Genomic DNA, 24492 nt, shown 5'->3' on the forward strand with positions numbered 1-24492 from the left:
TCCATCACCCCTCTCTCCAAAAGATCCTCCCCTCTGTTCGAGTGATAATATCAATAGAGGGGTATGTATACGTCATGATTGGAAAATCAAGGCTCCTTAAATGTTGCAGATGTTTATTACTTCTTCTCGTTTTGATGATGTTTAACCCTCCTGTCGGACAATTTGATACACAAATTGGTTTTAACTCTTGGTCAAGTCGATCAACACATAAATTGCATTTATCGGCACGATTCGTTTTAGGGTTTATTTTTGGTGCTTCAAACGGACAAGCTTGAACACATCTCATACACGCTTTACAATTGCTCGAATCAAGGACGACCACCCCATCGCGGCGTTTGCGGTAATTATTTTCTGGACATATCGCAATACATACGGGATTTTTACAATGATTACATGAAAGCGATAAGTATAATTTTTGCTCGGTTACCGCTTTTTGAAAGGAAACAACCTTCCTACGATGAATGCCTGTAATTCCATGGTAATCAATACAAGCCATCTCACATGTTTTGCAATCAATGCATTTATTTAAATCAATGAAAAAAATGATTTGTTCCGACATGGAGTACCACCCCTTTTAAGCAGTCACATTGCCATTAAACGCTTAAACTTTTTTACCTATTTATAGTTTATAATAAAAACTAACCTTGTTTTTTTTCCTGAACGAGAATCTGGTGAATTTTGCAAGACAAATTTGTGACGTTATTAGATTATTCACGCGATAAGGAGACATGAATAGATGAGCGATGTTGCTGCAATACAGTGTAAGCACGTTTGTCCAAGAAATTGTTTTAGTGCTTGTACAATGATTTCGTCTACAGAAAAGGGTCGACTCATTCATTTAGCGGGCGATGAAAATCATCCGTATACGAAAGGGAAATTATGTTCAAAAGGGTATAGTTATATTGAAAGAAATTACCATTCAAAGCGGCTAAAATATCCGCTCTATCAAGAGGAGAAAGGTTCAGGGAATTTTCATCAGATTACTTGGGAGCGAGCATTCCATTTGATTGAAAAGCATTTAAATCACATTTTCAATAAATATAAAAGTTTTCTTCCATTTGCATTGTATAAATACTCCGGGAATTTAGGCGTTCACCATTATGTGACAGATGAATTTTTCTCTAGCCTGAGTAAAACAACAAGAATTGTTGGTTCGCCTTGTTCCTCCGCTGGAATTGAAGCGCTTGAATATAGTACAGGCTCAATCAGCATGTCGGATCCAGCCCAAATTGCCAAGAGTGATTTAATCTTTCTTTGGGGAACAAATCCAGCAAGTACAAATATTCATCTCATTCCATTTATCTTAAAAGCGAAGAGAAGCGGAGCTAAGGTAATTGTCATTGATCCCCTTTATACAGAAACAGCTGAGCATGCCGACTTATTTATTCAACTTGTCCCCGGTACAGATGGAGCTTTAGCAAATATAATTATTAAAGAACTCATCAGCCAGGGAGAAGTGGACCACTCGTTTTTAAAAAATCATTCCTATGGTTTTGAATCTTATTGTGAATTAGTTAACAAAATTAGTTCTCAGCGGTATTTACAAACATGCGGGGTTCCGGAAGCTGCGATTGATTTATTAGTAGCTTGGTTAAAAGAGGCTAAAGCTGTTTCTCATATGATCGGTTTTGGTTTACAGCGACATTCTAATGGTGGACAAAATATCCGGGCGATTGAAGCATTAGCTGCTGTACGTGGAGATATTGGAAGAGAGGGTGGCGGAGCCTTTTACACGCATGGCGAGTCGATGATTTTCAATAATCAACAAATCTTTAGTAATAGTCATCTAGATGAAAAAAATCGGATTGTCAATATGAACAAATGGATTAACGGTTCGTTGTCCGTACCAATTGAAATGATGTGGATTGCCTGTCGAAACCCATTAACGCAAGATCCAAATCCGCAAGCGATTCAGAAGCATTTAGAAAACATCCCTTTTGTCGTCACAGTCGACCAGTTTTTAACGCCAACAGCAGAAATGTCGAACCTAATTTTGCCAACGACCACTCATTTCGAGGAGTTGGACATCGTAACTAGTTATTTTCATAAAGTACTTGCGCTCAATGAACGAGCAGTGTCGCCCTATTATGAAAGCAGGAGCGAATGGGAAATCATCACAGAAATGGCCTCGAGAATAAAACAAATTGCACCTGAACATTGCTCTTTTCCAACCTACAAATCAGAAGAGGACTATTTAAATGCGCAGTTTAATGAGTATGTATTCGAGAAATATGGAGTTCACTCAATTGCTGATTTACGAAAAGTAGATGGAATCGTAGTGGGGAATTTCCCGACAATTGCCTGGGAGAACAAAACCTTTCTCACGCCAACAGGAAAGTTTGAATTTTACTCATTAGCAGCAAAACAAAACGGCTTTTCGCCGACACCGATTTATATCGAAGGAAAACTGCCATCTGTAGATTATCCCTTTTGGCTCATAACTCCTCACCATCCATATGCATTGAATTCTCAATTTGACTTTCTCCATTTATCGGAGGAAAAAGAAGCATGTGTAGAAATGAACGCTGAATTTGCGAAAAAACTAGGGATTTATGATGGAGAAGTCATAAAAATTTTTAATGAGCAAGATACGATTGAAATTAAGGCCATTTATAGTACGAAAGTTCCGAAAGACATACTATTAATCTATGAAGGCTGGTATCAAAATTCGCAGATTATCATTAACCGCTTAGTACCGGTATTAGAAACAGATATGGGAGAGAAAGTAGCTGGAGCTAATGGCGTCGCCTTTTATGACACGTTTGTCAATGTGGCTAAGTTATAAATTCTAGCTGTGCCGAGTAGAAAACATCGGCACAGTTATTGGGTTTTACGAACGTTTTTCATCATTTTAGTTGCAAAGTAAAAACCAACGGTTAAAGAAAAAGCATCCATAACAATTAATAGCATAGTGTCCGTATATCCACGATAAACAGAGGCGGCAATTAAAGCCACTGTTAGAACGAGGCCAAGATAATGATTATAGACGACTCTCGTAAAAAACAACACTAATATTCCCGGCAACAGCAATGCAAACAAATATTTTAACAACAATTCAGGCACCTTCTTCAACTGATCCTGCAATTCATATTACTTTTTAGCATAGCTGTTTTCTGTCTGACAAACAAGAATTTTCACTTCTTTTCGATTTTAAAATTGGATATCCGTTCGCTTATCAACGAAAAGAAGTCAAAGTGAGAATAACTACCTTTGTTTGCAAATGTTTAGTCTTGAGAATAATATTTTTCTAAGGCTACAATCGCACTTCCCATTCGTTCTGTTTCTGGGAAAACAACCCGTTCTACCCCTTCGTCTTTTAAAGCAGCCGCAGTGACTTTGCCGACAGCAACTGCAACGACATTGGTTGAAAACGCAGTTAAAACCTCTTGTAACAGCCCTTTTTCCCGCGCAAAGGAAAATAAAAATCGTGCTTGTGGCGTGCTTGTAAAATTGACCGCATCAACTTCTCCAGAGACAATCTCTTGAGTGAGCTGTTCAAGTATATCCTTATTAGGTGGAATATGTTGGTAAGGAAGAATTTCTTTATAATCTGCCTTTTGCTCATCTAAAAAGCTTATTAACCTAGGTGCTGGATCTCCATGTAATTGCAATGCCACTCTCGAGTGTTGCAAATCATAGGCAGATAGCGATCGTACAAGTCCTGCTGTACTACCATCATCATCTCTCACAATTGGAGTAATTCCTAGTTTCTTTAAAGTATTCACCGTTTTATACCCTCGTGCAGCCACTTTAGCTTCTTTAATTGTCTTTACAAACTCTTCTCCAATCCCGATTTTTTCTGCGGTCCGATATAAAATATCTGTTCCAATTCCTGTCGTGAACACAAACCAGTCATAGGATCCACCAACAAGCTCACGAAGATCATCCTCAAGCTTCGAATCATCTAGAATCGCTGTCCCTTGTGATGGGCGAATAACTGGAACACCACCCTTGTTTGTAATAATTTGACTAATTTCTTCTAATTTTCGCGATCCTGCTAACGCAACTCGCTTCCCCGCTAATTGACTCATTTTACTCCCCCATTCTAAAAACCTTTTAGAGTTACTATACCATTTTGCAAGTTTTTTTTCTAAATCTGAAAAAAACTGAATTCCCTCAAGGAATCCAGCTTTTAAGAATTTATAAAGTTTCCTTTCCATTTACACCATTGATTGAAAAGCTCGCCGTAATTGTCGAATTTAATGAATGGGAAACCGAGCAATATTTATCTTTCGATAGTTTAATGGCACGTTGAACTTTTTCTTCTGGTAAATCGCCTTCCAATGCATAATGAATATGGATCTCTGTAAACCGTTTCGGGTGGTCATCCGCACGATCACCAGAAATGTCCATTTTAAACGATGTCGGCTCTAACCGCATTTTATGTAAAGTTGAAATAATATCAATTCCCGTACATCCTGCGACTGCATTTAACAGCAACTCAGTCGGTCTTGCTCCAGAATTCTGGCCGCCGATCTCTTCGGCTGCATCCATTTTAATTTCATGTCCAGACGGGGTTGTCCCCGAAAACGCCATTTTTCCAGTCCAATTTATTGTTAATTCCATTTTTGATCAAACTCCTTTCATACTTAAGTATGATTATTTGCTTTTACAATTCCCTTAGCCGGGAAATAAATCCGAAGAAAGATATCTTTCCCCAGTATCTGGAGCAAGACAAAGGACTCTTGACGAAGCGGGAAGTTTCTTCGCTACTTCAATCGCAAAGTAAGCAGAAGCCGCTCCAGAGGCACCGATGAAAATCCCCTCTTTCGCTGCAAGAGCGCGCGCCAGTTCTTGTGCATCATCATCCTTTATATGAAAAATCTCATCAAAAACGTCGCGATTTAATATTTTTGGGATAAATCCAGGGCCTGTCCCAGGAATTTTATGTGGTCCTGGCTCTCCTCCAGATAATACAGGGGATCCAGCTGGCTCAACGACATAAATTTTCAAATCAGGCATTTTTCCCTTGAGCTCTTCACCAACACCAGTAACCGTACCGCCGGTTCCAGCTGTTAACACAAGCGCATCTAACTTTCCTTCAAATGCAGTGAAAATTTCTACAGCGGTCGTTTCACGATGCGCATCCGAATTTGCCGTGTTTTCAAATTGCATCGGAATAAATGAATTCGGATTTTCTGCGGCTAATTCAGTCGCTTTATCGATTGCTCCTTGCATCCGCTTGTTAGCAGGTGTCAAATGAACTTCAGCACCATATGCTTTTAAAATTTTGACCCGCTCAGCTGTAGCATTATCAGGCATCGTAATGATACATGGATAACCTTTTACAGCACAAACCATCGCAATTCCGATTCCTGTATTTCCAGAAGTCGGTTCAATGACTATGCTTTTACCAGGAATTAACTTCCCTTCCGCTTCAGCACGTTCGATCATATTTAAAGATGCGCGGTCTTTCACACTCCCGCCTGGATTAAAGGATTCAAGTTTCATGTAAACGTCTCCACCAACAGGATCAGGTAATTTATTAAGCTTGACAATTGGAGTATTCCCAACTAAATCAAGAATTGAGTTATATAATTTCATTTCCATCACTCCCATATACTTTTAACCGATTAAAATTAAAGTCCCCCATGAGTATATCACTATTCTCATTAGGGGGAAAACGACTAATGCTCGCATATAACAAACCTTAATCATCTAACTGTCTTCCTGTCCCAGCATCGATTGGATGATCTACTTGTTTCTTTTTCTTTTTATCATAAAATCTCTTTAAAATAAACAAAATTGTTACCGTTAAAAACAGAAGAAGACCTAATTCATATTCATTGATATTTGGAGACATCAGCCCGGCTGGAATTAAAGAGAGCAACAAAAAATACAAGAAATTCCCAATTGCCGTTGCAAAGATAAAATGACGAAATTGAACAGTGCTTACCCCCGCTAAAATATTAATTAAACTTGTCGGAACAAACGGAAACACTCTCCCTTGAAACACATATACAAAGCCTTTATCCTCGATCTTTGCCAATGTTTTCTCATCAAAACGCTGCGTCAGCCATTCTTGGAAAAAATAGCGTACTGCCAAGAATACAACGCCTCCAGCAACAACGCTCGTAAACCAACTCCATAAAAATCCATTGATGACACCAAACAATGCAATATTTACCGTAATCACTAATATTAATGGAACGATTGTGAAGCTGTTTTGAACAATCATTATCAGAAGCATAAATGTATAGGCATAAAAGGATTTCCCAGTCATTTTTTCTCGAACGGCATCAATATCACCGTCTAAAATAAGCTTAAACAATTCACGATTAAAAGTAAAAAATAACACAATGGTCACGAATAATAACCAAATAAAAACGGTTTTCCTTCTGATTCTACTTCGTTTTTCCGGTTTCAAATTTCTTTCCATATGTCACCTTTTCTTTATATAAATTATTTGAGCATTTAACTTATTCTATTAAAACAGGCTGAAGAATATTTCCATTGAGGGAGATGAACAAGTGAAAAGAAGAATAAAACAGCAGTATGTGCGTATGAGTGATGCTCAATATTTTTCACATTAAGATTATCTCATGTATTGATTAAGAATGAAAAGGATATAGATTGGTAATTAGAGGTTGTGTTTTTTTAAAAAAATGAAGGGTGCCATGTCAACGGCACCCTGTGCGACTGTCGGTCGTATAAAAAAACCACCGAAAACGGTGGGGACAAAAGAATGCTTAATTTACGATTGATTAAAATTTTTCCTATACCATTTTGCTGCAGACTCCACTTCTCCTAATGTCAACTGGTGACCATAATTTTCCCAGTGAAGATCTACCTTCACATTCGCGTCTTCCAGTAGTGCTTTAAGTTCTTCTGATTCTGCTGGTGAACAAATTGGATCATTCGTTCCTGCACCGATAAACACGGGTTTTCCTGATAAATCTGGTAAAGAAATGCCACGTCTTGGCACCATCGGATGATGGAGAATCGCTCCCTTTAACGCATCTTGATAATGGAAAAGCAAGCTGCCAGCTATATTAGCTCCGTTCGAGTAGCCTATTGCAACGATGTTTTGCTTGTCAAACTGATATTTTTCAGCTGCTTCATGAAGAAATTCATATAACTCCTTCGTACGGAAGATTAAATCTTCTTCATCAAATACGCCTTCTGCTAGACGCCGGAAAAACCGCGGCATACCATTTTCAAGAACATTTCCACGTACACTTAAAACGGATGCATCCTCATCGATTTTTGGTGCAAGGGGAAGTAAATCTTGTTCATTCCCCCCTGTTCCATGCAGCAAAAGCAAGGTTGGTCGTGTTAGATCATTTCCTTTTTGATAAATATGTTTCATGCTGTATTCCTCCCATCCTCTTTATCGAGGTGTTAATTTCTAGTTCATTCCTTCCGTCTTTTTAATGAGATTCGCATCGTAATTTCCTGCGAGTCGGATAAGCTTCGAGGAATCAATGATCTCCTCCTTAATTTTAGCCTCATTTTCTCACTTCAATCGGAATAAGTACATTATTTAGCTTTTCTCGATATTGCTCATATTGCATAGGCAATTTTAATTCTGAGCCCATTGTCTCTAATGATTCATCATGGGCAAACCCAGGCGGATCGGTAGCAATCTCAAAGAGAATTTCGCCCTGCTCTCTAAAATAGATGGCGTTAAAATAGTTTCTGTCTTTTACCGGCGTAACTCCGTAGCCAAAGCTTTGAACATGTTTCTGCCAGTTGAGTTGGTCTTCATCATCTTGAGCGCGCCAAGCAATATGATGTACGACCCCAACTCCCATTTCTCCTCTAGCCACCGGCTTTGTCATTAAATCAATGACATTGCCAATATCAGCTAGTGAACGATAACGAGTGAACGCTCCTTCTGTTGCCACTTTTTCAAGACCCATTACTTGTTCAAGTATTACAGCTGTTTCTATTGGATTTGTCGAATATAAAGTGGATCCAGCAAATCCTTTAATTGCGACATCTTTGGTCACCCCAGCAAATTCCCAAGTATTTAATTCCCCTGTTTCTCTTTCAACTAGCTCCAATTTCAATCCATGTGAATCTTCAAATACTAACACCGCTTCGTCAAAACGCGTTTGCTTCTGAAAAGGAATGGTGAATTGCTTTAGACGCTTTTCCCAAAATTGGAGCGCCCCCGTTGGGACAGCATAGGAAGTAACTCCAACTTGGCCGCCACCGATTCGGCCTTTCCTAGCACCTACCCACGGGAAAAAGGTGATAATCGTTCCCGGCTTCGCCCCTTCGTTTCCGAAATAAAGATGGTATGTTCCAGGATCATCAAAATTGACTGTTTTCTTCACTAATCTTAAGCCTAACACACGTGCATAAAAATCAACATTTTCCTGCGGATGGCCGACAATCGCGGTAATATGGTGGATTCCCATCGTTTTCTTTTGCATAAGTAGCTCTCCTTTTAAAAAGTGATTATTGTTAGCTTTACTAGTTGGATTGTATTTGAGGTCGATTTGTTACAGGTGACAATCTCAAGTTAATTTGCGTCTCAAAGTGAATGATCATCTCGAATTCGAGATATTAAAGAAAAGAGGAGGCTCCCATTAAAACAGGAAGCTATTGACTTTGTTGTGATTATCTTAACGTTTTAAGCGCTCCACCTGTTGATTCGTAGCTGACAAGAAATTTGTTTTAATAAAACGGTTAATTGCCTCTATTGTCTCGTTTCTGGATATCTTTAATTCGAGATAATTATAAGCCAGTATTTTAATCATGTCAATAGATAAGTTTCTATTATTTTTACAATCTAGTCGTTCGTCGATTAACTGATGTTTGTTATTTTTAACTGAAAAAATGAAAATAGAGCAAATAAAAATGGTTTAAATCATAAGATAAAGGGAATGGATTTGTAAAGGGGGAATGGATATGAGTGATAAACCAGTTAGACAAGGGAATTCCATTGTTGTAGCTGAAAATCCGCTTTCATTCTATTTATTTAATAGTACACGTTCTGCTTGGATTTGGTTAATAATCCGCTTGTATCTTGGTTACCTATGGTTTACTGCTGGATGGGGAAAGGTTACGAGTGATGCGTGGACAGGAGAAAATGCTGGTGCTGCTATCCAAGGGTATGTCCAAGGAGCTTTAGGGCGAGCGGAATCTGGTGGAGATGTGACCGGTTGGTATGCCACCTTCTTGGAAAATACTGTTCTGCCAAATGCGACCGCTTTTTCCTACATGGTGGCCTATGGAGAAGTACTTGTTGGCTTAGGGTTGATAGTTGGCTTATTGACTGGAATTGCCGCATTTTTTGGCAGCATTATGAATGTCAGCTTTTTATTTGCCGGAACATTAAGTACCAATCCACTCATGTTTATTTTAGCAACTTGGCTCGTGCTTGCTTGGAAAGTAGCTGGCTGGTATGGACTAGATCGCTGGGCTTTACCTTATTTAGGCACGCCTTGGGGGAAAAATAAAAATAACGAGTAGTTGATTAACAGGTTCCGTTTCCTATCACAAAACGTCAATTTGCATAGGAAAATGTAATCCTTTTTGCACTATAAAGTGTAGGGCAATTTGTAAGGCTAGAGAGATTAAAAACATTAGAAATAGCAAGGGTTCATGCCCTTGCTATTTTGCTTTTAATTGCTCATTCTTCGGTGTTTTTGCAAATTTTACTTTTTAAGTTGTTTGCAAACCTAATTTCGCCTTCGCCTTATCGATTTTTGTGTAGGGTTGAGAATGAATAAGCGGAGAATTTCCTGCTAATGTATATAGGGGAAGCTTAAGAAGCGGATATAAGCGGAAATATTCCGGTTAACTGCTCAATATAAGACAAAATCCAAAGATTTTGATCATATAAACGGAAAAACTCCGCTTATTTTTAAGGAAATATCGGTATTTCCCAGTTTAGCCGGAATTTATCCGTTTATTTTTCAGACGCAGTGAAATCACCATTCAGTTATATCAGCGAGAAGGAAGAATCTCGGTCACATAGAACTTTGCTACACGACCGATTTTCACGGAAGCCTACTGAGCTGGACACGTAGACCTCCGCTATGTGACCAGCTTTCGTGGAAATCCACCGCAACAGCCACGTGGAACCATGCTGTGACCAACTCGGGCGGCCATTTGCCGTGACTGAATTATGCAAGAAAAAAACTGTTCAATGATTGAACAGCTATCCCTATTTTCACTTCACATTTTCTAACATTTTTACGATCTCTTTTGGTTTCAACACCTTGCCAATTGAAACCACTTCTTCATCAATAACTAAAGCTGGTGTCGACATGATTCCATAGGCAAGAATATCTTTCACCTCAGTTACTTTAACGATTTCGGCATTTACACCGAGTTGTTTAAGCGCTGCTTCTGTGTTTTCCCCTAATTGAACACATTTTTTGCAACCTGTTCCTAAAATCTTAATTTGCACAGCAATCTCCTCCTCAATCATTTTGATTCTCAGTTATAAGAAAAGGTGACTAATCGCGTTAAACGCATAGCCAATGATAAGAATCCCTACCGTTACAATCGAAATAAAGATAACTAATAGTTTTGTTTTCACCACTTTTTTCAACATAATAAGCGCCGGAAGTGAAAGTGCGGTTACGCCCATCATAAAAGCGAGTGCTGTTCCAATACCTACTCCCTTTGCTACCAATGCCTCAGCAATTGGTAAGGTCCCAAAAATATCGGCATACATTGGAATGCCAACTATCGTTGCTAACAGAACAGAATACCATTTATCTTGACCGAGCAAGGCTGTAATCATTGGTTCAGGAATCCAGTTATGAATCGCTGCACCAATTCCGACCCCGATTAAAATGTACAACCAAACTCTTTGAATAATTTCGAGCACTTGGTCCATTGCATAGCTGATCCGATCCCGTCTTGTCAGCTCCACTTGTGCACTGTTAACCATCGGGTTGCTATAGACAAAAGACTCCACATATTTTTCAAGCTTCATTTTGCTCATAATCGTTCCGCCCACGACGGCAAGAATTAAACCTACAATCACATAAGCGATTGAAATCCGCCAATTAAAAATACTTGCCAATAAAATTACAGAGGCCAAATCAACTAGCGGCGAAGAAATTAAAAATGAAAACGTAACCCCAATCGGGAGGCCTGCACTTGTGAAACCGATAAATAACGGAATTGATGAACAAGAACAAAATGGAGTAACCGTTCCAAGTAAAGCACTAATCGTATTAGCGGTCACACCCTTGAAACGACCGAGAATTTCCCGCGTTCGCTCGGGCGGAAAGTAACTTTGAATATAGGAAATAATAAAAATTAGAACAGACAATAAAATAAATATTTTGATAACATCGTAAATAAAAAAGTGAATACTTCCACCGACCCTGTCACTTGTATCTAACCCAAACCCTTTTTCCACAAGCAGCGTAACTAAATCATGCAGCCATTCCATTTTGAGCAACTGGTTATTAAGCCATTCAAAAATATTCATTTGCCCCATCTCCTAAACGTCCATTCAGTCCGTTATTTTATGGGCTGAAAGCCTTTTTATTTAGTTAGAATCGAGTGAATTACGGTTGTTGTATCCTTGTTCACTTGATAGACAGTAAACCTCCCTTCACGCCTTGATTCAATAAGCCCACCTTTTTCTAAAATTTTCAGATGATGACTAATTGTCGAATTGGCACCGTCTAATGCTGCGACAATTTCGCACATACATAAATCTTGTCTAGATAATAGGGCAATGATTTTTAGGCGTGTCTCATCAGCCAACCCTTTGAATAGAGATGCATTCCGTTCCAGTTCAGCGTTGTTTACAATCATCGGGAATTCCTTCTCAGCTTCCTGCTTGGCCGTCCTCATTTGTTCAGTTGATTTCAATTTCCAAATATCCCCCATAAAACCATCTCCTTACTTTAAGTATAAAACTATTTTTCTAGTTTTATAGTTTTATTGGTGACAACTTAATGACAAAAATAGCCAAAATGGAAATACCCCTTGTCTCGTCAACATTTATCTTAGATTCGCTTTATTTCAATAATTGCTTTGGACAATTTGATTATCTCTTTCTTGGGCAAAAAAAAAATATCAGTAAATCCCCTCTATTTTTGTAGGGTTTTTACTGACATCCTGATTCACTCATTTTTTTAACAACAGCTATTAGCACCGATTAAAACCAAACCTGCTTCTTCTTCACTTTCTTCCTTATCTAAGGTTAATTCCTCTGTATTTGGGATTTCAGGATCGAATGCAACTTTAATTCCATTAATTGTATTCACACGATCATGCTCCTGTGGTTCATCTAAGGAAATCGCGAACTGCGGACCACAGCAGCCAGCAACTGAATAAAGCCGAATACCCTCTGCTCCTTTTTCACTTAAAACCGTTTCTAATAATTGTTTCGCCTTATCTGTAATGTTCATAGTTATTCCCTCCTAGTTTCTCCGCATCATTTATTTTTTCACACTACTGAATAAAATCTTTCAGCTTTTCATAGCCAATCTTTTCTTCGTGAACCCAAGGAATGATTGCACATTTTACTGCTTTTTTGTCCTTTACCTCTTGAATCCATTCTTGTTCTGCGATTGCTTTCCCTTTTAAAATGGGATCAGTTGTAGTTGTCGCATATAGACTTTGGTTAATGACCCACCATTTTGGTTCGATTTCGGCACGTCTTAAATCATCTTGCAATCTTGACGCTTCTAATACTGGTGTCGCTTCCGCAAGCGTGACAATGACAACCGTTGTTTCTTCTGGATTGCGCAGACGCGGCAGAAGTTTTTTCGCACTTTCAGGCACTTCCCCTGTAGAGCGCTCAATTTCTTTGCTATACGATTCTGACGCATCCAATAATAATAATGTATGCCCGGTTGGCGCCGTATCGATGACGACAATTTCATTCTCAGCCTTCGCGACGACTTCAGCAAACGCCTGAAACACAGCGATTTCTTCCGTACATGGCGATTCCAAATCTTCTTTTAAATAAGCAAGGCCGGCTTCATCTAAATGCGGACTTGATTTTTCAAGCACAGCGGCTTTATATTTTTCGACTTCTACTTTCGGATCAATGCTGCTGATTGACAACCTCTCATTAAGGTGATCATTTTGGAATTGATAGTCTAAATGGGCGGCAGGGTCGGTCGTTGTTAAATGGACTTGATGTCCTTTCTCCACGAGCCCAACGGCAATCGCAGAAGCCACTGTTGTTTTGCCGACACCACCCTTGCCCATCGTAAAGATTAATTTTGTGCCATTATCTGAAAAGTCCTCGACAACCGCTTTTAAACCTGGGAGCTGAAGGGAAATCTTTTCCGTATTCATTATCTCACTGGTCGCAACATCACCATCCAGTTTAAATAAATGCCGCAAATTCTCGATGCCCGTTAGCGAATAAGGAACATATGGTAACGAGTACATCGGTGTTTCCCGGAAATTTTCAGGAATCTGCGTTAAAGACTCACGCTGACGCTCGTAAAAAGCGGTGGAAATTTTATCGCCTTCTGCATGGCTCTGAAGAAGTCCATTGATGATTAGCATTTGATTCTTAATCCCAATTCCCTTCAATTCCTTTGAAGCACGGTCTGCTTCTAATAGCGCCGAAACGTCGGGTCTCGTAACTAAAATCAAGGTTGTTTTCGTTGAATCGGAAAGAGCTGCAACTGCATTTGCATAGAGATTCTTTTTATCTGATAAACCAGATAACGGCCCTAAACAAGAAGCACCGTGAGTACTCTCTGCTAAAAAGCCATCCCAAGCGGTCGGCAGCTGTAATAATCTTAATGTATGCCCGGTTGGCGCCGTATCAAAGATAATATGATCATACTCGCTGACGATTTCTTCATGTGTCAGAAAGTTGGTAAATTCATCAAACGCCGCAATCTCGACGGTACATGCACCTGATAACTGTTCTTCCATCGTTGCTACAACCGCTTCGGGAAGCTTGTCACGATAAGGGCCAACAACGCTTTCGCGATACGCTTTAGCGGAAGCCTCAGGATCAATATTGCTCACATACAAATTCTCAACAGTTGGAACTGCCTTCGGTGTGCTAGTTAACTCAATGCCAAATACATCTTGGAGATTGGAGGCAGGATCTGTACTAATGAGTAGCACTTTTTCACCCTGATCCGCCAAAGCGACAGCTGTTGCACAAGCGGTTGATGTTTTCCCGACCCCGCCTTTCCCCGTTAAAAACATAAATTGTGTTTCAATATAATCTGGTTTGAATAATGAGAACATTTATTAGCCTTCTTTCCAATATATTGGGCCTTTTTCGACAAAAAGACACGGTTCAATCATCCATTTGCGTTAAAATTTAATGATTCACACATGATTGATTAAAAAAACCGAGGAGCAATGCCCATCGGTTATAAAAATGTTCCTTAAAAAATCATAATCTCCCTTTTTTCCTTTATCGTTCATTTATTCGGGAAAAACCCGCATTAAGACTTCCTTCATTTCCGGTTTCACTTTAATTTTCGGACGAATGTTTTGAGCTTTTGCTTCTGCCTCTTTGATGCTTTTCGCTTCTCCTAACGCAAGCATTGTCCCGATCGCCACAGTCCCTGTACGATTGCTGCCGCCACCACAATGGAAATAAACTTTCTTCCCTTCTTTATATGCACTCACGACATTGTTAATTGCTTGTTTCACCGATTCTTCCTGATTCTCCTTATCATCGACAATCGGGCTATGAATTCGCTTCTCATCAGAGTTATTTTCTGATGCTTCAGCACGCAAATCAAAGATTACATCTGGCTGTTCGTTTTTTATAACTTCTGGAACATCATCAGCTCCTCCTATAAAGATACGGTCTTGGATTAGTTGTTGGTAGTTTTTATCGCTCATCTTTTCCTCCAATTAAACGGTGTATTTGATTACTAAAATAGATTAATTTTCTGTGAAGCCTTTTGTTCTTTTAAGTCGTCAATACTTACATCAAACCATTCAGCCAACTGCTCATTTGATGGGTAGCCACCTTGCATCACAACTTCTCCATTCAAAACTGTAATTGGTAACGACTCTGGTCCCTTTTCTTGGAGAACTTGATTGACCTCCTTGTTTTCAACAAACCTTGCCGGTTCATTTCCAAGATTATAGCGTGTGATTTCAAGACCTTTTTTCTCTAAACGAAAAACAGCTGCCGCCATTCTTGTCAATTCAGGATCAACGCTTGGTCCGCATACACCTGTTGGACAACATAAAGCAGGGTCGAAAATTTCTACTTTCTTCATCTTGTTTCCCTCCTGAATACGAGTTGATATTAGAAGAACCAAGAGCTAACGATCCCTTGGTTCTATCCTATTGTTTATTCTCCAGTTTCCGCGAAACGGTTAATTCTCTCAGCAATCTGATCGCGAACACGTTGGAATACAGCCCATTTTTCCTCATCTGTTCCTTGGGCCTTTGCCGGGTCATCAAATCCCCAATGGTCTCTTTTCACATGCGGAGGAGTCACCGGACATTTATCCGCTGCATCGCCGCAAAGCGTGACAACAAAATCAGCATTATTTAAGATTTCAGGATCAATGATATCAGACGTTTGAGTGGATATATCAATATCCACTTCCTTCATCGCTTTAACTGCATTTGGATTTAGACCATGTGCTTCAATTCCCGCACTTTTCACTTCCCATTCATCACCTAAGTAGTGCTTTGCCCAGCCTTCTGCCATTTGGCTACGACATGAATTTCCAGTACATAAGAAGTAAATGATTTTTTTAGACATAAAAGATTTCTCCTTTTTAATCAATTTTTATGAAATAATCAGCAACCATAAATAGAGACCGACTAATGTAATAAATAGCGTCGGAATCGTCAAGATGATTCCTGTTTTAAAATAAGTTCCCCAAGAGATTTTGACACCTTTAGAGCTTAGAACATGGAGCCAAAGCAATGTTGCTAATGAACCAATCGGGGTAATCTTCGGACCTAAATCTGACCCGATAACATTCGCATAAATTAGCGCTTCCCTAATTACACCCGTCGTATTCGTATCAGCAATCGCCAAGGCATCAATCATCACCGTTGGCATATTGTTCATAATTGAAGAAAGAATGGCGGCAATGAAGCCCATTCCAATCGTCGCTGCAAACAATCCTTGGTCTGCGACAACTTGAATCACATCGGTCAACATGTTTGTTAACCCGGCATTTCTCAGTCCATAAACGACGACATACATTCCGATTGAGAAAAAGACAATACTCCATGGTGCGCCTTTAATGACCGTTTTCGTATTGACGGCGGGACTTTTGCGTCCCATAAGTAAGAAGAAGATCGCGATAATACCGGCAACAATCGATACTGGTACACCAATGAACTCGCTGGCAAAGTAGCCGACTAGTAAAATGGCGAGAACAATCCATGATAATCGAAACATTTTTTGATCCTTAATCGCTTCGACGGGTTGTTTTAAATTTGATAAATCATACTTTTTAGGAATGCTTTTACGGAAAAATAAATATAAAACTAAAATACTAGCCCCGAGCGCGAAAAAGTTCGGCACAATCATTCTTGAAGCAAACTCGGCAAAACCAATTCCAAAGAAATCGGCGGAAACGATGTTCACGAGGTTACTAACAACGAGTGGCAATGAAGTTGTGTCGGCGATAAATCCACTGGCGATGATAAACGGAAACACCATTTTCTCATCGAACTTCAAGGCGCGCACCATTGCAAGTACAATCGGTGTTAAAATGAGTGCAGCACCATCGTTCGCAAAGAATGCCGCCACTAATGCCCCTAAAATCGTTACATAGACAAACATTTTCACGCCATTTCCATTTGCGATCCTCGCCATATGGAGCGCCGCCCATTCAAAGAAACCAATTTCATCAAGAATAAGTGAAATAATGATAATCGCAACAAATGCAAGTGTCGCATTCCAGACGATATTCGTTACATCCCAAACATCCATGAGATCAACGACACCTACAATTAGGGCGACAACCGCCCCGCCACAGGCCGACCAGCCAATCGAAAGATTTTTTGGCTGCCAAATGACTAGAACAAGGGTAATGATAAAAATAATTAATGCTAAAAGTGTTTGTACCACAAAAATCCAACCTCCATTAGTCACACAAAATTCGTAAACCTTGTTTCTCTAGTGAAACAAGCTTTTCCTCTTGATCAGGGATATGAGTTAATACATCCTGAACGAGCGGGAAATACCTATTTTCCCGATTTAGCGAATAAAAAATCCACTGTCCTTTTCTTTGCTCTTTCACTAAACCGGCATCCTTTAATTTACGAAGATGCTGACTAATTGCAGGTTGAGACATTTGAAAAATCTCAACGAATTCACAGACACAACAATCATGTTTGATCATGAGCCCGAGCATCGATAATCTCGTTTTATCGCCCAATAGTTTTAAAATGCCAGCCGTTTCTTCTAATGAACCTTTTTCCACAATCTCACCTCCACCTTTTATATAAGCAACTTATTATATAATAAAATGCTTATATACTTATTTCAATCCTTTTCGAGTAAAATTTACAGTCTTTCACATAAAGTTTACATTTTATTAATAAACTTGTTCCCTTTTCATCAGCCTTATGTTAAAAGGAATTAATACAAGTTACGAGGAAGTGTTTATCTTTTTGTTACATACGATTGAAATGCACCCGATTTTGGCAGCGGTTGCCAGCATCATTATGAACGTCTTTGTCGCGATAACAGGTGTATTGCCAAGCGCATTTATTACCGCCTGGACTATCGCCCTTTTTGGTTTTGAAATAGGTCTCATTCTATTAATTGTTGGCGAAGCATTAGGAGCAATCATTAGCTTTATTCTCTATCGAAAAGGAGTCAAGTTATTCTCTAGGAAAGCAAAAAAGAAGAAACTCGAAAATAAATTTTTACGAAGGTTAAAACAGACAGCTGGGACAGAGGCTTTTTTTCTCGTCATTTTATTAAGACTGCTCCCATTCGTCCCTTCAGGGTTCGTCACCCTCGCGGCAGCAGTAAGCAAAATGGGATTTCTCCACTTCAGCATTGCTAGTACATTAGGCAAAATTCCTGCCTTATATATTGAAAGCTATTCCGTTTATTATGTAATGAACTTACAATCTGCATGGCAAATTGCGTTGGTCGTCCTTGTTGTTTTTGGCTATCTTTTATATTTGTTTTTTAAAAAACAGCAATGACTACCTTATTAGCTGTCCGAAATCCCCAAAAAAGGAAGAAGCAGATTGATCTAATCTGCTTCTTCCTTTTTTATGATAGGCAAATATTTAAATCCAAAACGGGGTAAATGCTAAAGCGGCAATTGCACCGAAGGCAATTCCGATTCCTAGTCCCAAGCCAAAGCCCCATGGGCGCCAAAAGTAGCCATAGCCCCCATAACCAGGACCGCGTCCACCCATTGGACGAACATAAACCTTTTGAGGAGTTACCCTCGAAATCATTCCACGATGAACACGTCCATCAACCGTACGAATTTCAACTGGCCTGCCGATTCCCCGTCGACACATATCATAATATCTTGCAGCTGACATGTTTTACACCTCCAATCTAGTTCATGACGAGCTACTAGTATCCTATGTGCATCTTCACCAACTGAGTGGACAGGTGCACAAGGCATGTGTGGAATTAGAAAATTTCCTTTTTTATAGGAATTGTGTTGACTACATGCATAGGATACTAAAAAATAGGGCGAGGGGATGAATCGATGAACTTTAATTATCATGATGCATTAGCAACGGGGGGAATTTCTGCAGCACACCCAGGTGGATTTAACCTCACAAAAAAAATTTTAGACGGAGAAAAACTTAAGAAAGGTTCGTTCGTTCTTGATGCTGGTTGTGGAACGGGACAAACGGCTGCCTATTTAGCGAAAGAGAAAAAGTGTAAAGTTTATGCCCTTGACCTTCATCCAGATATGCTCGAACACACAAAAAGTCGTTTTAAGGAAGACAACCTTCCTGGGAAATTCATTAAAGGAAATATCGAAAACTTGCCTTTTCCCGATGATTCTTTCGATGTTGTTATTGCAGAATCAACGACGATTTTTACAAACATCAATAAAACGACCAATGAATATTTCCGCGTACTTAAAAAAGGTGGCTGGCTTCTTAATACTGAATTGACATCAGAAGGATCTTTAACAGAGGAAGAAATTGCGCCGATTAAATCCTTTTATCACATAAAGCATATTCCAACAGAAGCAGAGTGGGTTCAATTGTATGAGAAGGCAGGCTTTCATGACGTCGAGATTTTAAAAAGGAATACCATTTTAGGGGAAATCGAAGACTTCTGGACACAATCGGACGATCAAAGTATTGTTGACATGCCAACCAATTTAGATCGCCGAACAGAAAAAGTCCTTGCTGACCATAGCCGCTTAATGATGAGGTTTGGCGAAGACCTTGGTTACCGAGCGTTTAAGGCGATGAAAGCTTGATAATTAAAAAAATAGAGGAAATGGATTTATTTCCTCTATTTTTATTATCATATTGTACGGAATGATTTACATGTTATCTCGTCTTTTCAAAACATAGATTAAAACGTTATATTTCCATTACGATTGGCAAAATCATTGGCCTGCGACCTGTGTTGTGATATAAGAACGGTTGGACATCATCTATTACTGCTTTTTTCAATTCCGACCATTTAACCCTTTGCTCATTTAATTGAGTTAGAACGGTATCATACACACGATCCTCGACTTCTCTTATAAGGTCACCAGCTTCCCTTACATAAACGAATCCCCTCGTAACGACGACAGGACGTTTGATTAACGTGTGATTCTTCCGATCTATATTCATTGTAATAATTAATAAACCCTCTTGTGAAAGAATTCTGCGATCTCGTATAACGATATTTCCTATATCTCCTATTCCACTTCCATCAATATAGACAGGTTGGGCTGGGATTTTATTTGGTTTTTTCTCTGCACTTTGCTCAGTTAATTCTAGTACATCTCCATTATCTAAAATAAAGCAATTTGCTTTCGGCACTCCACAGTCAACAGCTGATTTAATATGTGACTGTAGCATCCGATATTCCCCGTGGATTGGAAAAAAGAATTTAGGATTTAATAACTTTAACATTAGCTTCTGTTCTTCTTGCTTTCCATGTCCGGAGGCATGTACTTCACTAATTTTATGATGAATAACCTGACCACCTGCACGTTCAATTAAATCCGTTACTCGATTGACACTTATTTCATTTCCCGGAATTGGGGAAGATGAGAAGACAAAGGTATCACCAGGAATAATTTTGACATCACGATGACTACCATTTGCAATTCGTGATAACGCGGCCATCGGCTCTCCTTGGCTTCCTGTACATATAATCGTCACCTTATCACTCTGTATTCGACTAATCTCTTTCACTTGAATAAAAGTATCCTCGGGTGCTTCAATATAACCAAGTTTTTTCCCGATTTCAACTGTCTTTTCCATACTACGTCCAATTATTGCTATTTTGCGCTTGTAGTTTACTGAGGATTTTACGACCTGCTGAATCCGATCGATATTAGAAGCAAAGGTTGCAAAAATAATTCTGCCATCTGTCGTCCTAAAGATATCTTCGATTGCTTCTCCCACTCTTTGTTCAGAGATTGAAAATCCAGGAACTTCACTGTTTGTACTGTCTGATAATAAGCAAAGGACTCCTTCTCTTCCAATATGTGCAATTTTGTGGAATTCAGTATCCTTTCCTGTCGGTGTAAAGTCAAACTTAAAATCTCCTGTATGAACAATATTTCCTTCGGCCGTTGTGACGACCACCCCGAAAGAGTCCGCAATACTATGAGTCGTTCGAAAAAAACGAATCTTCATATTGTTAAATTGTACTTCTGAATCCCCATCTATTTGATGCAATTCTACATTTTTAATTTGATGTTCGTCGATCTTGCTCTTAATCAATTCGATCGCGAAATCTCCGCCATAAATGGGAGCTTTAACCTCTCGTAATAAAAAAGGAAGTCCACCAATATGGTCTTCATGACCATGCGTGATAAAGATGCCTTTGAGTTTTTCCTGATTGCGAATAAGATATGTATAATCTGGGATAACATAATCAATTCCAAAAAGCTCATTATCAGGAAACTTAATGCCGCAATCAACAAGCACCATTTCATTTTTATACTCAATCACATAAGTGTTTTTTCCGATTTCCCCTAGTCCGCCTAAAGGAATAATTTTAATAGCCTTTTCTTCTGTTTTCATTTGTTCAACTCCATCTAAAAATACTTTAGTTATCTCTTTTTCACAATTATTCATTAAACCTTTTTAAATACTAAGTGGAAAAGTAAGAAAAGATATAGGAGAAATTTGAGGATAAAAGTGGAAAAAAACAACTTGAATATAACATAATTTGTGCCATAACACAACTTGTAAAGATTAAGATAAAGCGAAACTTCCATCAGAGGGGATTTTCTTCATCCCCAGTATCCTAACTAGTTGACCTGAAGTCTTGAAGTGGGGCTATTACTGTCAGTTAACCTGCGATAAAAATAGAGGGAATGGATATATTCCCTCTACACGACAGCATGATCCCACTTTTTCTCATCCTGTACAAACAAAATCCCTAGTTGATGGTGTTCCCCTTCAAATAGCGCTCTTTGGACGAACCGAATTTGCTTGTTTGTATCAATCACTTCCAGTTTGCAATGAGCAGCGTTTCGTTGGATTGCCTCGTAAAAACTCTTTTCATCATATACGGAGATCCCGTTTACTTTTGTCACTAACTCTCCTACGTGCAAATCCATTTTAGCAGCAGGTGATTCGGGAATAATTCCTAAAATCATCATTCCATCATTCTTTTTCGAAAAGTAGAATGGGCGATTTTCGTCGCGTATTTTTTGAAAAATCGTGAGGGCTTCCCGAACAAGGATACCGATTGCGACTGCGGCAATCGCTGCGAGCGGGTACCAAAAGCTAGCAACAGCAGCCGCTAAAACGATAATACCAAGGGCAATCACTCTTCCCCCATGCATTCGAATTGCTTCTTTCGGCAGCATTCCTTGAATTTGCTGTTGCAAACCGAGAGCAAATGGGACGAACATTAGAGAATAGAGATTGTCTCCCATTTCAAAAACCGGCCACGGCTGAATGGCCCCCCCAGGAATGAAGAGAAATACAGGAAGCATCCAAACTCGTTTTACTTCATGAACACCAATCGTCTGTCCCCGTTTGCTTTTAATTAGTTTCGGGGATGTCCCGAGGGCACCATTTTTACGAATGAGAATCCCTTCCCCAATCACCAATAATCCGAGAAGAATAGCGATTGACGGGAAGATTGTATTTTCAAGCGAACTGAAGTACCTCCCAATCAACGGAACGTTCATCGTTTGTCCTGCCATAAAAACAAGCAGAAAAAATGCGATTCCAACCGTGTAAATAGGTGAAAGCAATCTTACTTGCTTTGTCAAACTTAATAAAAATGTTAAGGCAGCCGTTAACAGTATGAACGCAAACGGGACGACTAACCCGGAGGCGACCGTAATAATGGAAAGCACGAGCCCAATTATAAGCCCGATCGGAAGCAGTTGCCTGAGTTCAAAATAAGCATCCTTGGCGCGAACGTGGAAGTTTTTTCGCTCCCGCTTTACCCGTGATACCCCTAAATATGCCGCGATAAAAAATAAATAATAAAACAAAGGGTGAAGAAATAGTTTACCTGTCCCCTTTAACAGCTCCATTAGCCATACTTGCGTCACCCAATGTCACCAGCTTTCTTGTAATCGTCAGTTAAATTTATTTTATCAAACTTCGAACGTAAAACATATGACTAGTTTCGGATTTCCGGAGGCCGGGGTTCCATTTATTGGCTTTTGTGGAGTAAATCGATGATTTCGTAGAGTGAATGGGGATTTTCGTAGAATAAATGACCAGTTTTGGAGAGTAAATAACGATTTTCGTAGAGTATTGCTCAGTTTTCGTAGAGTAACCTCGTACTCTACGAAAAAATGCTGTCCAAACGGACAGCATTTCCCTTATCTTGTCATTAGTTTAAGCGCGGTTTGCAGCTGGGCATCGTTTTCTTCTTTGTTCATTTCTTCTTTTGCCGCTTGTTCGAGGGCTGACGCTGTTTTCCGGTCAATAATGCCGGTAACTTTCAAGTCATTTTTGCGCTGAAACGCCTTAACAGCTGTTTCTGTTTGGTCACTAAAATAGCCATCTGTTCGCCCAGGGGCATAGCCAATTCCAATTAAAATTTCTTGGGCATTTTGAACTTGTTGGTTATTCATATCTCGTTTTAACGGTTCCTCAGCTTGAATGGGGTGCGTTTGATAAAGTTTTGGTTGCTCAACAGGAATCGTCGGTTCAATCCCGTTTTTATGAATCCAGTTCCCGTCCGGTGTCAACCATTTAAAAAGTGTAATTTTAATATTGCTGCCATCGCCCATCGGTACGGCTTGCTGAACGGTGCCTTTTCCAAAAGTTCTTTGCCCGACAATTTCATAGCCGCCAGCTTCTTTCAGCGCACCAGCGAGGATTTCCGATGCTGAGGCACTGCCCCGATCAGTCAACACAGTAATTGGATAAGCCTTTGCCTTTTTCAACGTTGAGAAGTAACGCGTTTTCTCCCCGTTTCGTTCTTGAATTTGATAGAGTGGTTTATCGTCAGTGACTAATTCTTTTAATATTTCTTGTACACTCGTAAGGAGGCCGCCGGGGTTGCCACGAACATCAATAACAAGCGCATCGATGCCATCATTCTCTAACTCTTTCAATTCATTTTTAAATTCCATCGCTGTTTCCTGCGAGAAAGAGGTAATCTCGATATACCCTACCTTTTCACCTTTCATCTCAGCATGAACGGTAATTTGAGGAATTTCATCACGTTTTACCGGAATTGTTAAAGGTTCTTTCAGCCCGTTGCGAGCGATTTCCAATTTAACTGTCGTCCCCTTTTCGCCCCGGATTTTCAGTGTTGCTTCATATAAATCAAGCCCTTCAACACTTTCCCCATCAACTTTAAGAATCTGATCATTTGGCTTAAGCCCTGCTTTTTCTGCAGGAGAATCTTTAAACGGCGCAACAATGACAATCTTATTGTCAATCATGCTTACTTCGGCTCCAATTCCTTCAAAGGAAGATTCCAATGTTTCATTGAACTGCCTCGCTGTGTCTGCATTCATATAGACAGAATAAGGGTCATCAAGCGTAGTCAGCATCCCTTGGATCGCCCCTTCAATCAAGCTTTCCTGTTCTACTTCCTCGACATAGCTGCTTAAAATCAAGCTATATGCCTTTTCCACCTTTTCCAAGCCTTCTGACGAAATCACTTCTCCGTCATCAGGGTTGAGTTGCTCGAATTCCTCACGACTAGGGTTTGTTTCTAAAAACTGCATTCCAGCATAGGTTCCACCTGCTCCTATTATTAAGGCTCCTGCCATCATTAGAGCTACCAGTTTTGGCTTCATCAGCGTCCTCCTGTTCTTTGAATCCAGCATGAGATCTTTATATTGGACTTGCTTTCCATTATATGACGAGTATGGACGAGTTATGAAGCAAAATCACTTCTATTTCCTGCTTTCATATATTGATATTGAATACCAATTTTTCCTGGTCGATGATTATACAATGGTCTAAACAAACAAGCCGTCAATTTCATATTCTATAATAAGC

At 39.5% G+C, this 24492-nt stretch carries 26 protein-coding genes; 4 read left to right on the forward strand and 22 right to left on the reverse strand.

The window, feature by feature from the left end:
- Positions 1 to 4 precede the first annotated feature (4 nt).
- Positions 5 to 559: a 4Fe-4S dicluster domain-containing protein gene (locus tag GNT69_RS00900; protein ID WP_203553067.1), complete on the reverse strand. Its 555-nt coding sequence runs from the start codon at positions 557 to 559 to the stop codon at positions 5 to 7.
- A 177-nt stretch (positions 560 to 736) separates the two neighbouring features.
- On the opposite strand from GNT69_RS00900, the gene GNT69_RS00905 reads away from it, so the two are divergent.
- Positions 737 to 2785: a molybdopterin-dependent oxidoreductase gene (locus tag GNT69_RS00905; RefSeq protein WP_203553068.1), complete on the forward strand. Its 2049-nt coding sequence runs from the start codon at positions 737 to 739 to the stop codon at positions 2783 to 2785.
- A 35-nt stretch (positions 2786 to 2820) separates the two neighbouring features.
- Here the strand turns inward: GNT69_RS00905 and GNT69_RS00910 are convergent, their stop codons facing one another.
- The 7 genes from GNT69_RS00910 to GNT69_RS00940 form a co-directional block, all read right to left on the reverse strand.
- On the reverse strand, positions 2821 to 3054 hold the full coding sequence (locus GNT69_RS00910; protein ID WP_203553069.1) for a CsbA family protein: 234 nt from the start codon (positions 3052 to 3054) through the stop codon (positions 2821 to 2823).
- A 170-nt stretch (positions 3055 to 3224) separates the two neighbouring features.
- Entirely contained in the window at positions 3225 to 4031 is an 807-nt protein-coding gene (locus tag GNT69_RS00915; RefSeq protein ID WP_203553070.1) for a uroporphyrinogen-III synthase, read from the reverse strand.
- 109 nt (positions 4032 to 4140) lie between these two features.
- Positions 4141 to 4566, reverse strand: coding sequence for an OsmC family protein (locus tag GNT69_RS00920; RefSeq protein ID WP_203553071.1), 426 nt, complete (start codon positions 4564 to 4566; stop codon positions 4141 to 4143).
- Positions 4567 to 4620: 54 nt separating this feature from the next.
- A complete protein-coding gene (gene cysK, locus GNT69_RS00925) occupies positions 4621 to 5544 on the reverse strand; it encodes a cysteine synthase A (protein WP_203553072.1) in 924 nt (307 codons plus the stop codon).
- Positions 5545 to 5650: 106 nt separating this feature from the next.
- Positions 5651 to 6379 carry a TVP38/TMEM64 family protein gene (locus GNT69_RS00930; protein ID WP_203553073.1) on the reverse strand — a complete coding sequence of 243 codons (729 nt, stop codon included), beginning with the start codon at positions 6377 to 6379 and terminating at the stop codon, positions 5651 to 5653.
- 315 nt (positions 6380 to 6694) lie between these two features.
- Positions 6695 to 7309: an alpha/beta hydrolase gene (locus GNT69_RS00935; RefSeq protein ID WP_203553074.1), complete on the reverse strand. Its 615-nt coding sequence runs from the start codon at positions 7307 to 7309 to the stop codon at positions 6695 to 6697.
- 139 nt (positions 7310 to 7448) lie between these two features.
- Entirely contained in the window at positions 7449 to 8381 is a 933-nt protein-coding gene (locus GNT69_RS00940; RefSeq protein WP_203553075.1) for a ring-cleaving dioxygenase, read from the reverse strand.
- 478 nt (positions 8382 to 8859) lie between these two features.
- Here GNT69_RS00940 and GNT69_RS00945 point away from each other — a divergent pair, with 478 nt between their 5' ends.
- On the forward strand, positions 8860 to 9423 hold the full coding sequence (locus GNT69_RS00945; protein ID WP_203553076.1) for a DoxX family protein: 564 nt from the start codon (positions 8860 to 8862) through the stop codon (positions 9421 to 9423).
- Positions 9424 to 10126: 703 nt separating this feature from the next.
- On the opposite strand, the gene GNT69_RS00950 is transcribed toward GNT69_RS00945, so the two are convergent.
- The 10 genes from GNT69_RS00950 to GNT69_RS00995 all read right to left on the reverse strand — a co-directional run bounded on the left by GNT69_RS00950 (position 10127) and on the right by GNT69_RS00995 (position 17321).
- Positions 10127 to 10366, reverse strand: coding sequence for an MTH895/ArsE family thioredoxin-like protein (locus GNT69_RS00950; protein WP_203553077.1), 240 nt, complete (start codon positions 10364 to 10366; stop codon positions 10127 to 10129).
- A gap of 33 nt (positions 10367 to 10399) precedes the next feature.
- Positions 10400 to 11404, reverse strand: coding sequence for a permease (locus GNT69_RS00955; RefSeq protein ID WP_203553078.1), 1005 nt, complete (start codon positions 11402 to 11404; stop codon positions 10400 to 10402).
- A gap of 56 nt (positions 11405 to 11460) precedes the next feature.
- Positions 11461 to 11811 carry an ArsR/SmtB family transcription factor gene (locus tag GNT69_RS00960; RefSeq protein WP_203553079.1) on the reverse strand — a complete coding sequence of 117 codons (351 nt, stop codon included), beginning with the start codon at positions 11809 to 11811 and terminating at the stop codon, positions 11461 to 11463.
- Between the two features lie 248 nt (positions 11812 to 12059).
- Positions 12060 to 12335 (reverse strand): adhesin, encoded by a 276-nt coding sequence (locus GNT69_RS00965; RefSeq protein ID WP_203553080.1) that lies wholly within the window; start codon positions 12333 to 12335, stop codon positions 12060 to 12062.
- 43 nt (positions 12336 to 12378) lie between these two features.
- Positions 12379 to 14151, reverse strand: a complete 1773-nt coding sequence (gene arsA, locus GNT69_RS00970; protein WP_203553081.1) for an arsenical pump-driving ATPase — start codon at positions 14149 to 14151, stop codon at positions 12379 to 12381.
- Positions 14152 to 14334: 183 nt separating this feature from the next.
- Positions 14335 to 14760, reverse strand: coding sequence for a protein-tyrosine phosphatase family protein (locus GNT69_RS00975; RefSeq protein ID WP_203553082.1), 426 nt, complete (start codon positions 14758 to 14760; stop codon positions 14335 to 14337).
- A 32-nt stretch (positions 14761 to 14792) separates the two neighbouring features.
- Positions 14793 to 15146 (reverse strand): arsenite efflux transporter metallochaperone ArsD, encoded by a 354-nt coding sequence (gene arsD / locus GNT69_RS00980; protein ID WP_203553083.1) that lies wholly within the window; start codon positions 15144 to 15146, stop codon positions 14793 to 14795.
- A gap of 74 nt (positions 15147 to 15220) precedes the next feature.
- Complete coding sequence (arsC, locus tag GNT69_RS00985; protein WP_203553084.1) at positions 15221 to 15640, reverse strand: arsenate reductase (thioredoxin); 420 nt, start codon at positions 15638 to 15640, stop codon at positions 15221 to 15223.
- 27 nt (positions 15641 to 15667) lie between these two features.
- Positions 15668 to 16966, reverse strand: a complete 1299-nt coding sequence (locus tag GNT69_RS00990) for an ArsB/NhaD family transporter (protein ID WP_203553085.1) — start codon at positions 16964 to 16966, stop codon at positions 15668 to 15670.
- Positions 16967 to 16982: 16 nt separating this feature from the next.
- Entirely contained in the window at positions 16983 to 17321 is a 339-nt protein-coding gene (locus GNT69_RS00995; protein ID WP_343206434.1) for an ArsR/SmtB family transcription factor, read from the reverse strand.
- A gap of 190 nt (positions 17322 to 17511) precedes the next feature.
- Here GNT69_RS00995 and GNT69_RS01000 point away from each other — a divergent pair, with 190 nt between their 5' ends.
- Positions 17512 to 18057: a TVP38/TMEM64 family protein gene (locus tag GNT69_RS01000; protein WP_239093979.1), complete on the forward strand. Its 546-nt coding sequence runs from the start codon at positions 17512 to 17514 to the stop codon at positions 18055 to 18057.
- An 87-nt stretch (positions 18058 to 18144) separates the two neighbouring features.
- Here the strand turns inward: GNT69_RS01000 and GNT69_RS01005 are convergent, their stop codons facing one another.
- Positions 18145 to 18408, reverse strand: coding sequence for a hypothetical protein (locus tag GNT69_RS01005; protein WP_203553086.1), 264 nt, complete (start codon positions 18406 to 18408; stop codon positions 18145 to 18147).
- 173 nt (positions 18409 to 18581) lie between these two features.
- Between GNT69_RS01005 and GNT69_RS01010 the strand changes: the two genes are divergently transcribed.
- Positions 18582 to 19313, forward strand: a complete 732-nt coding sequence (locus GNT69_RS01010) for a class I SAM-dependent methyltransferase (RefSeq protein WP_203553087.1) — start codon at positions 18582 to 18584, stop codon at positions 19311 to 19313.
- 106 nt (positions 19314 to 19419) lie between these two features.
- Here GNT69_RS01010 and rnjA read toward each other — a convergent pair whose 3' ends face one another.
- The 3 genes from rnjA to GNT69_RS01025 all read right to left on the reverse strand — a co-directional run bounded on the left by rnjA (position 19420) and on the right by GNT69_RS01025 (position 24287).
- Positions 19420 to 21084, reverse strand: a complete 1665-nt coding sequence (rnjA, locus tag GNT69_RS01015; protein ID WP_203553088.1) for a ribonuclease J1 — start codon at positions 21082 to 21084, stop codon at positions 19420 to 19422.
- 311 nt (positions 21085 to 21395) lie between these two features.
- Positions 21396 to 22577: a PDZ domain-containing protein gene (locus GNT69_RS01020; protein WP_203553089.1), complete on the reverse strand. Its 1182-nt coding sequence runs from the start codon at positions 22575 to 22577 to the stop codon at positions 21396 to 21398.
- Positions 22578 to 22853: 276 nt separating this feature from the next.
- Entirely contained in the window at positions 22854 to 24287 is a 1434-nt protein-coding gene (locus tag GNT69_RS01025; RefSeq protein ID WP_203553090.1) for a S41 family peptidase, read from the reverse strand.
- Positions 24288 to 24492 lie beyond the last annotated feature (205 nt).

The sequence above is a fragment of the Bacillus sp. B15-48 genome (genome assembly GCF_016879755.1).
In the GTDB taxonomy this organism is placed as follows: domain Bacteria; phylum Bacillota; class Bacilli; order Bacillales; family Cytobacillaceae; genus Mesobacillus_B.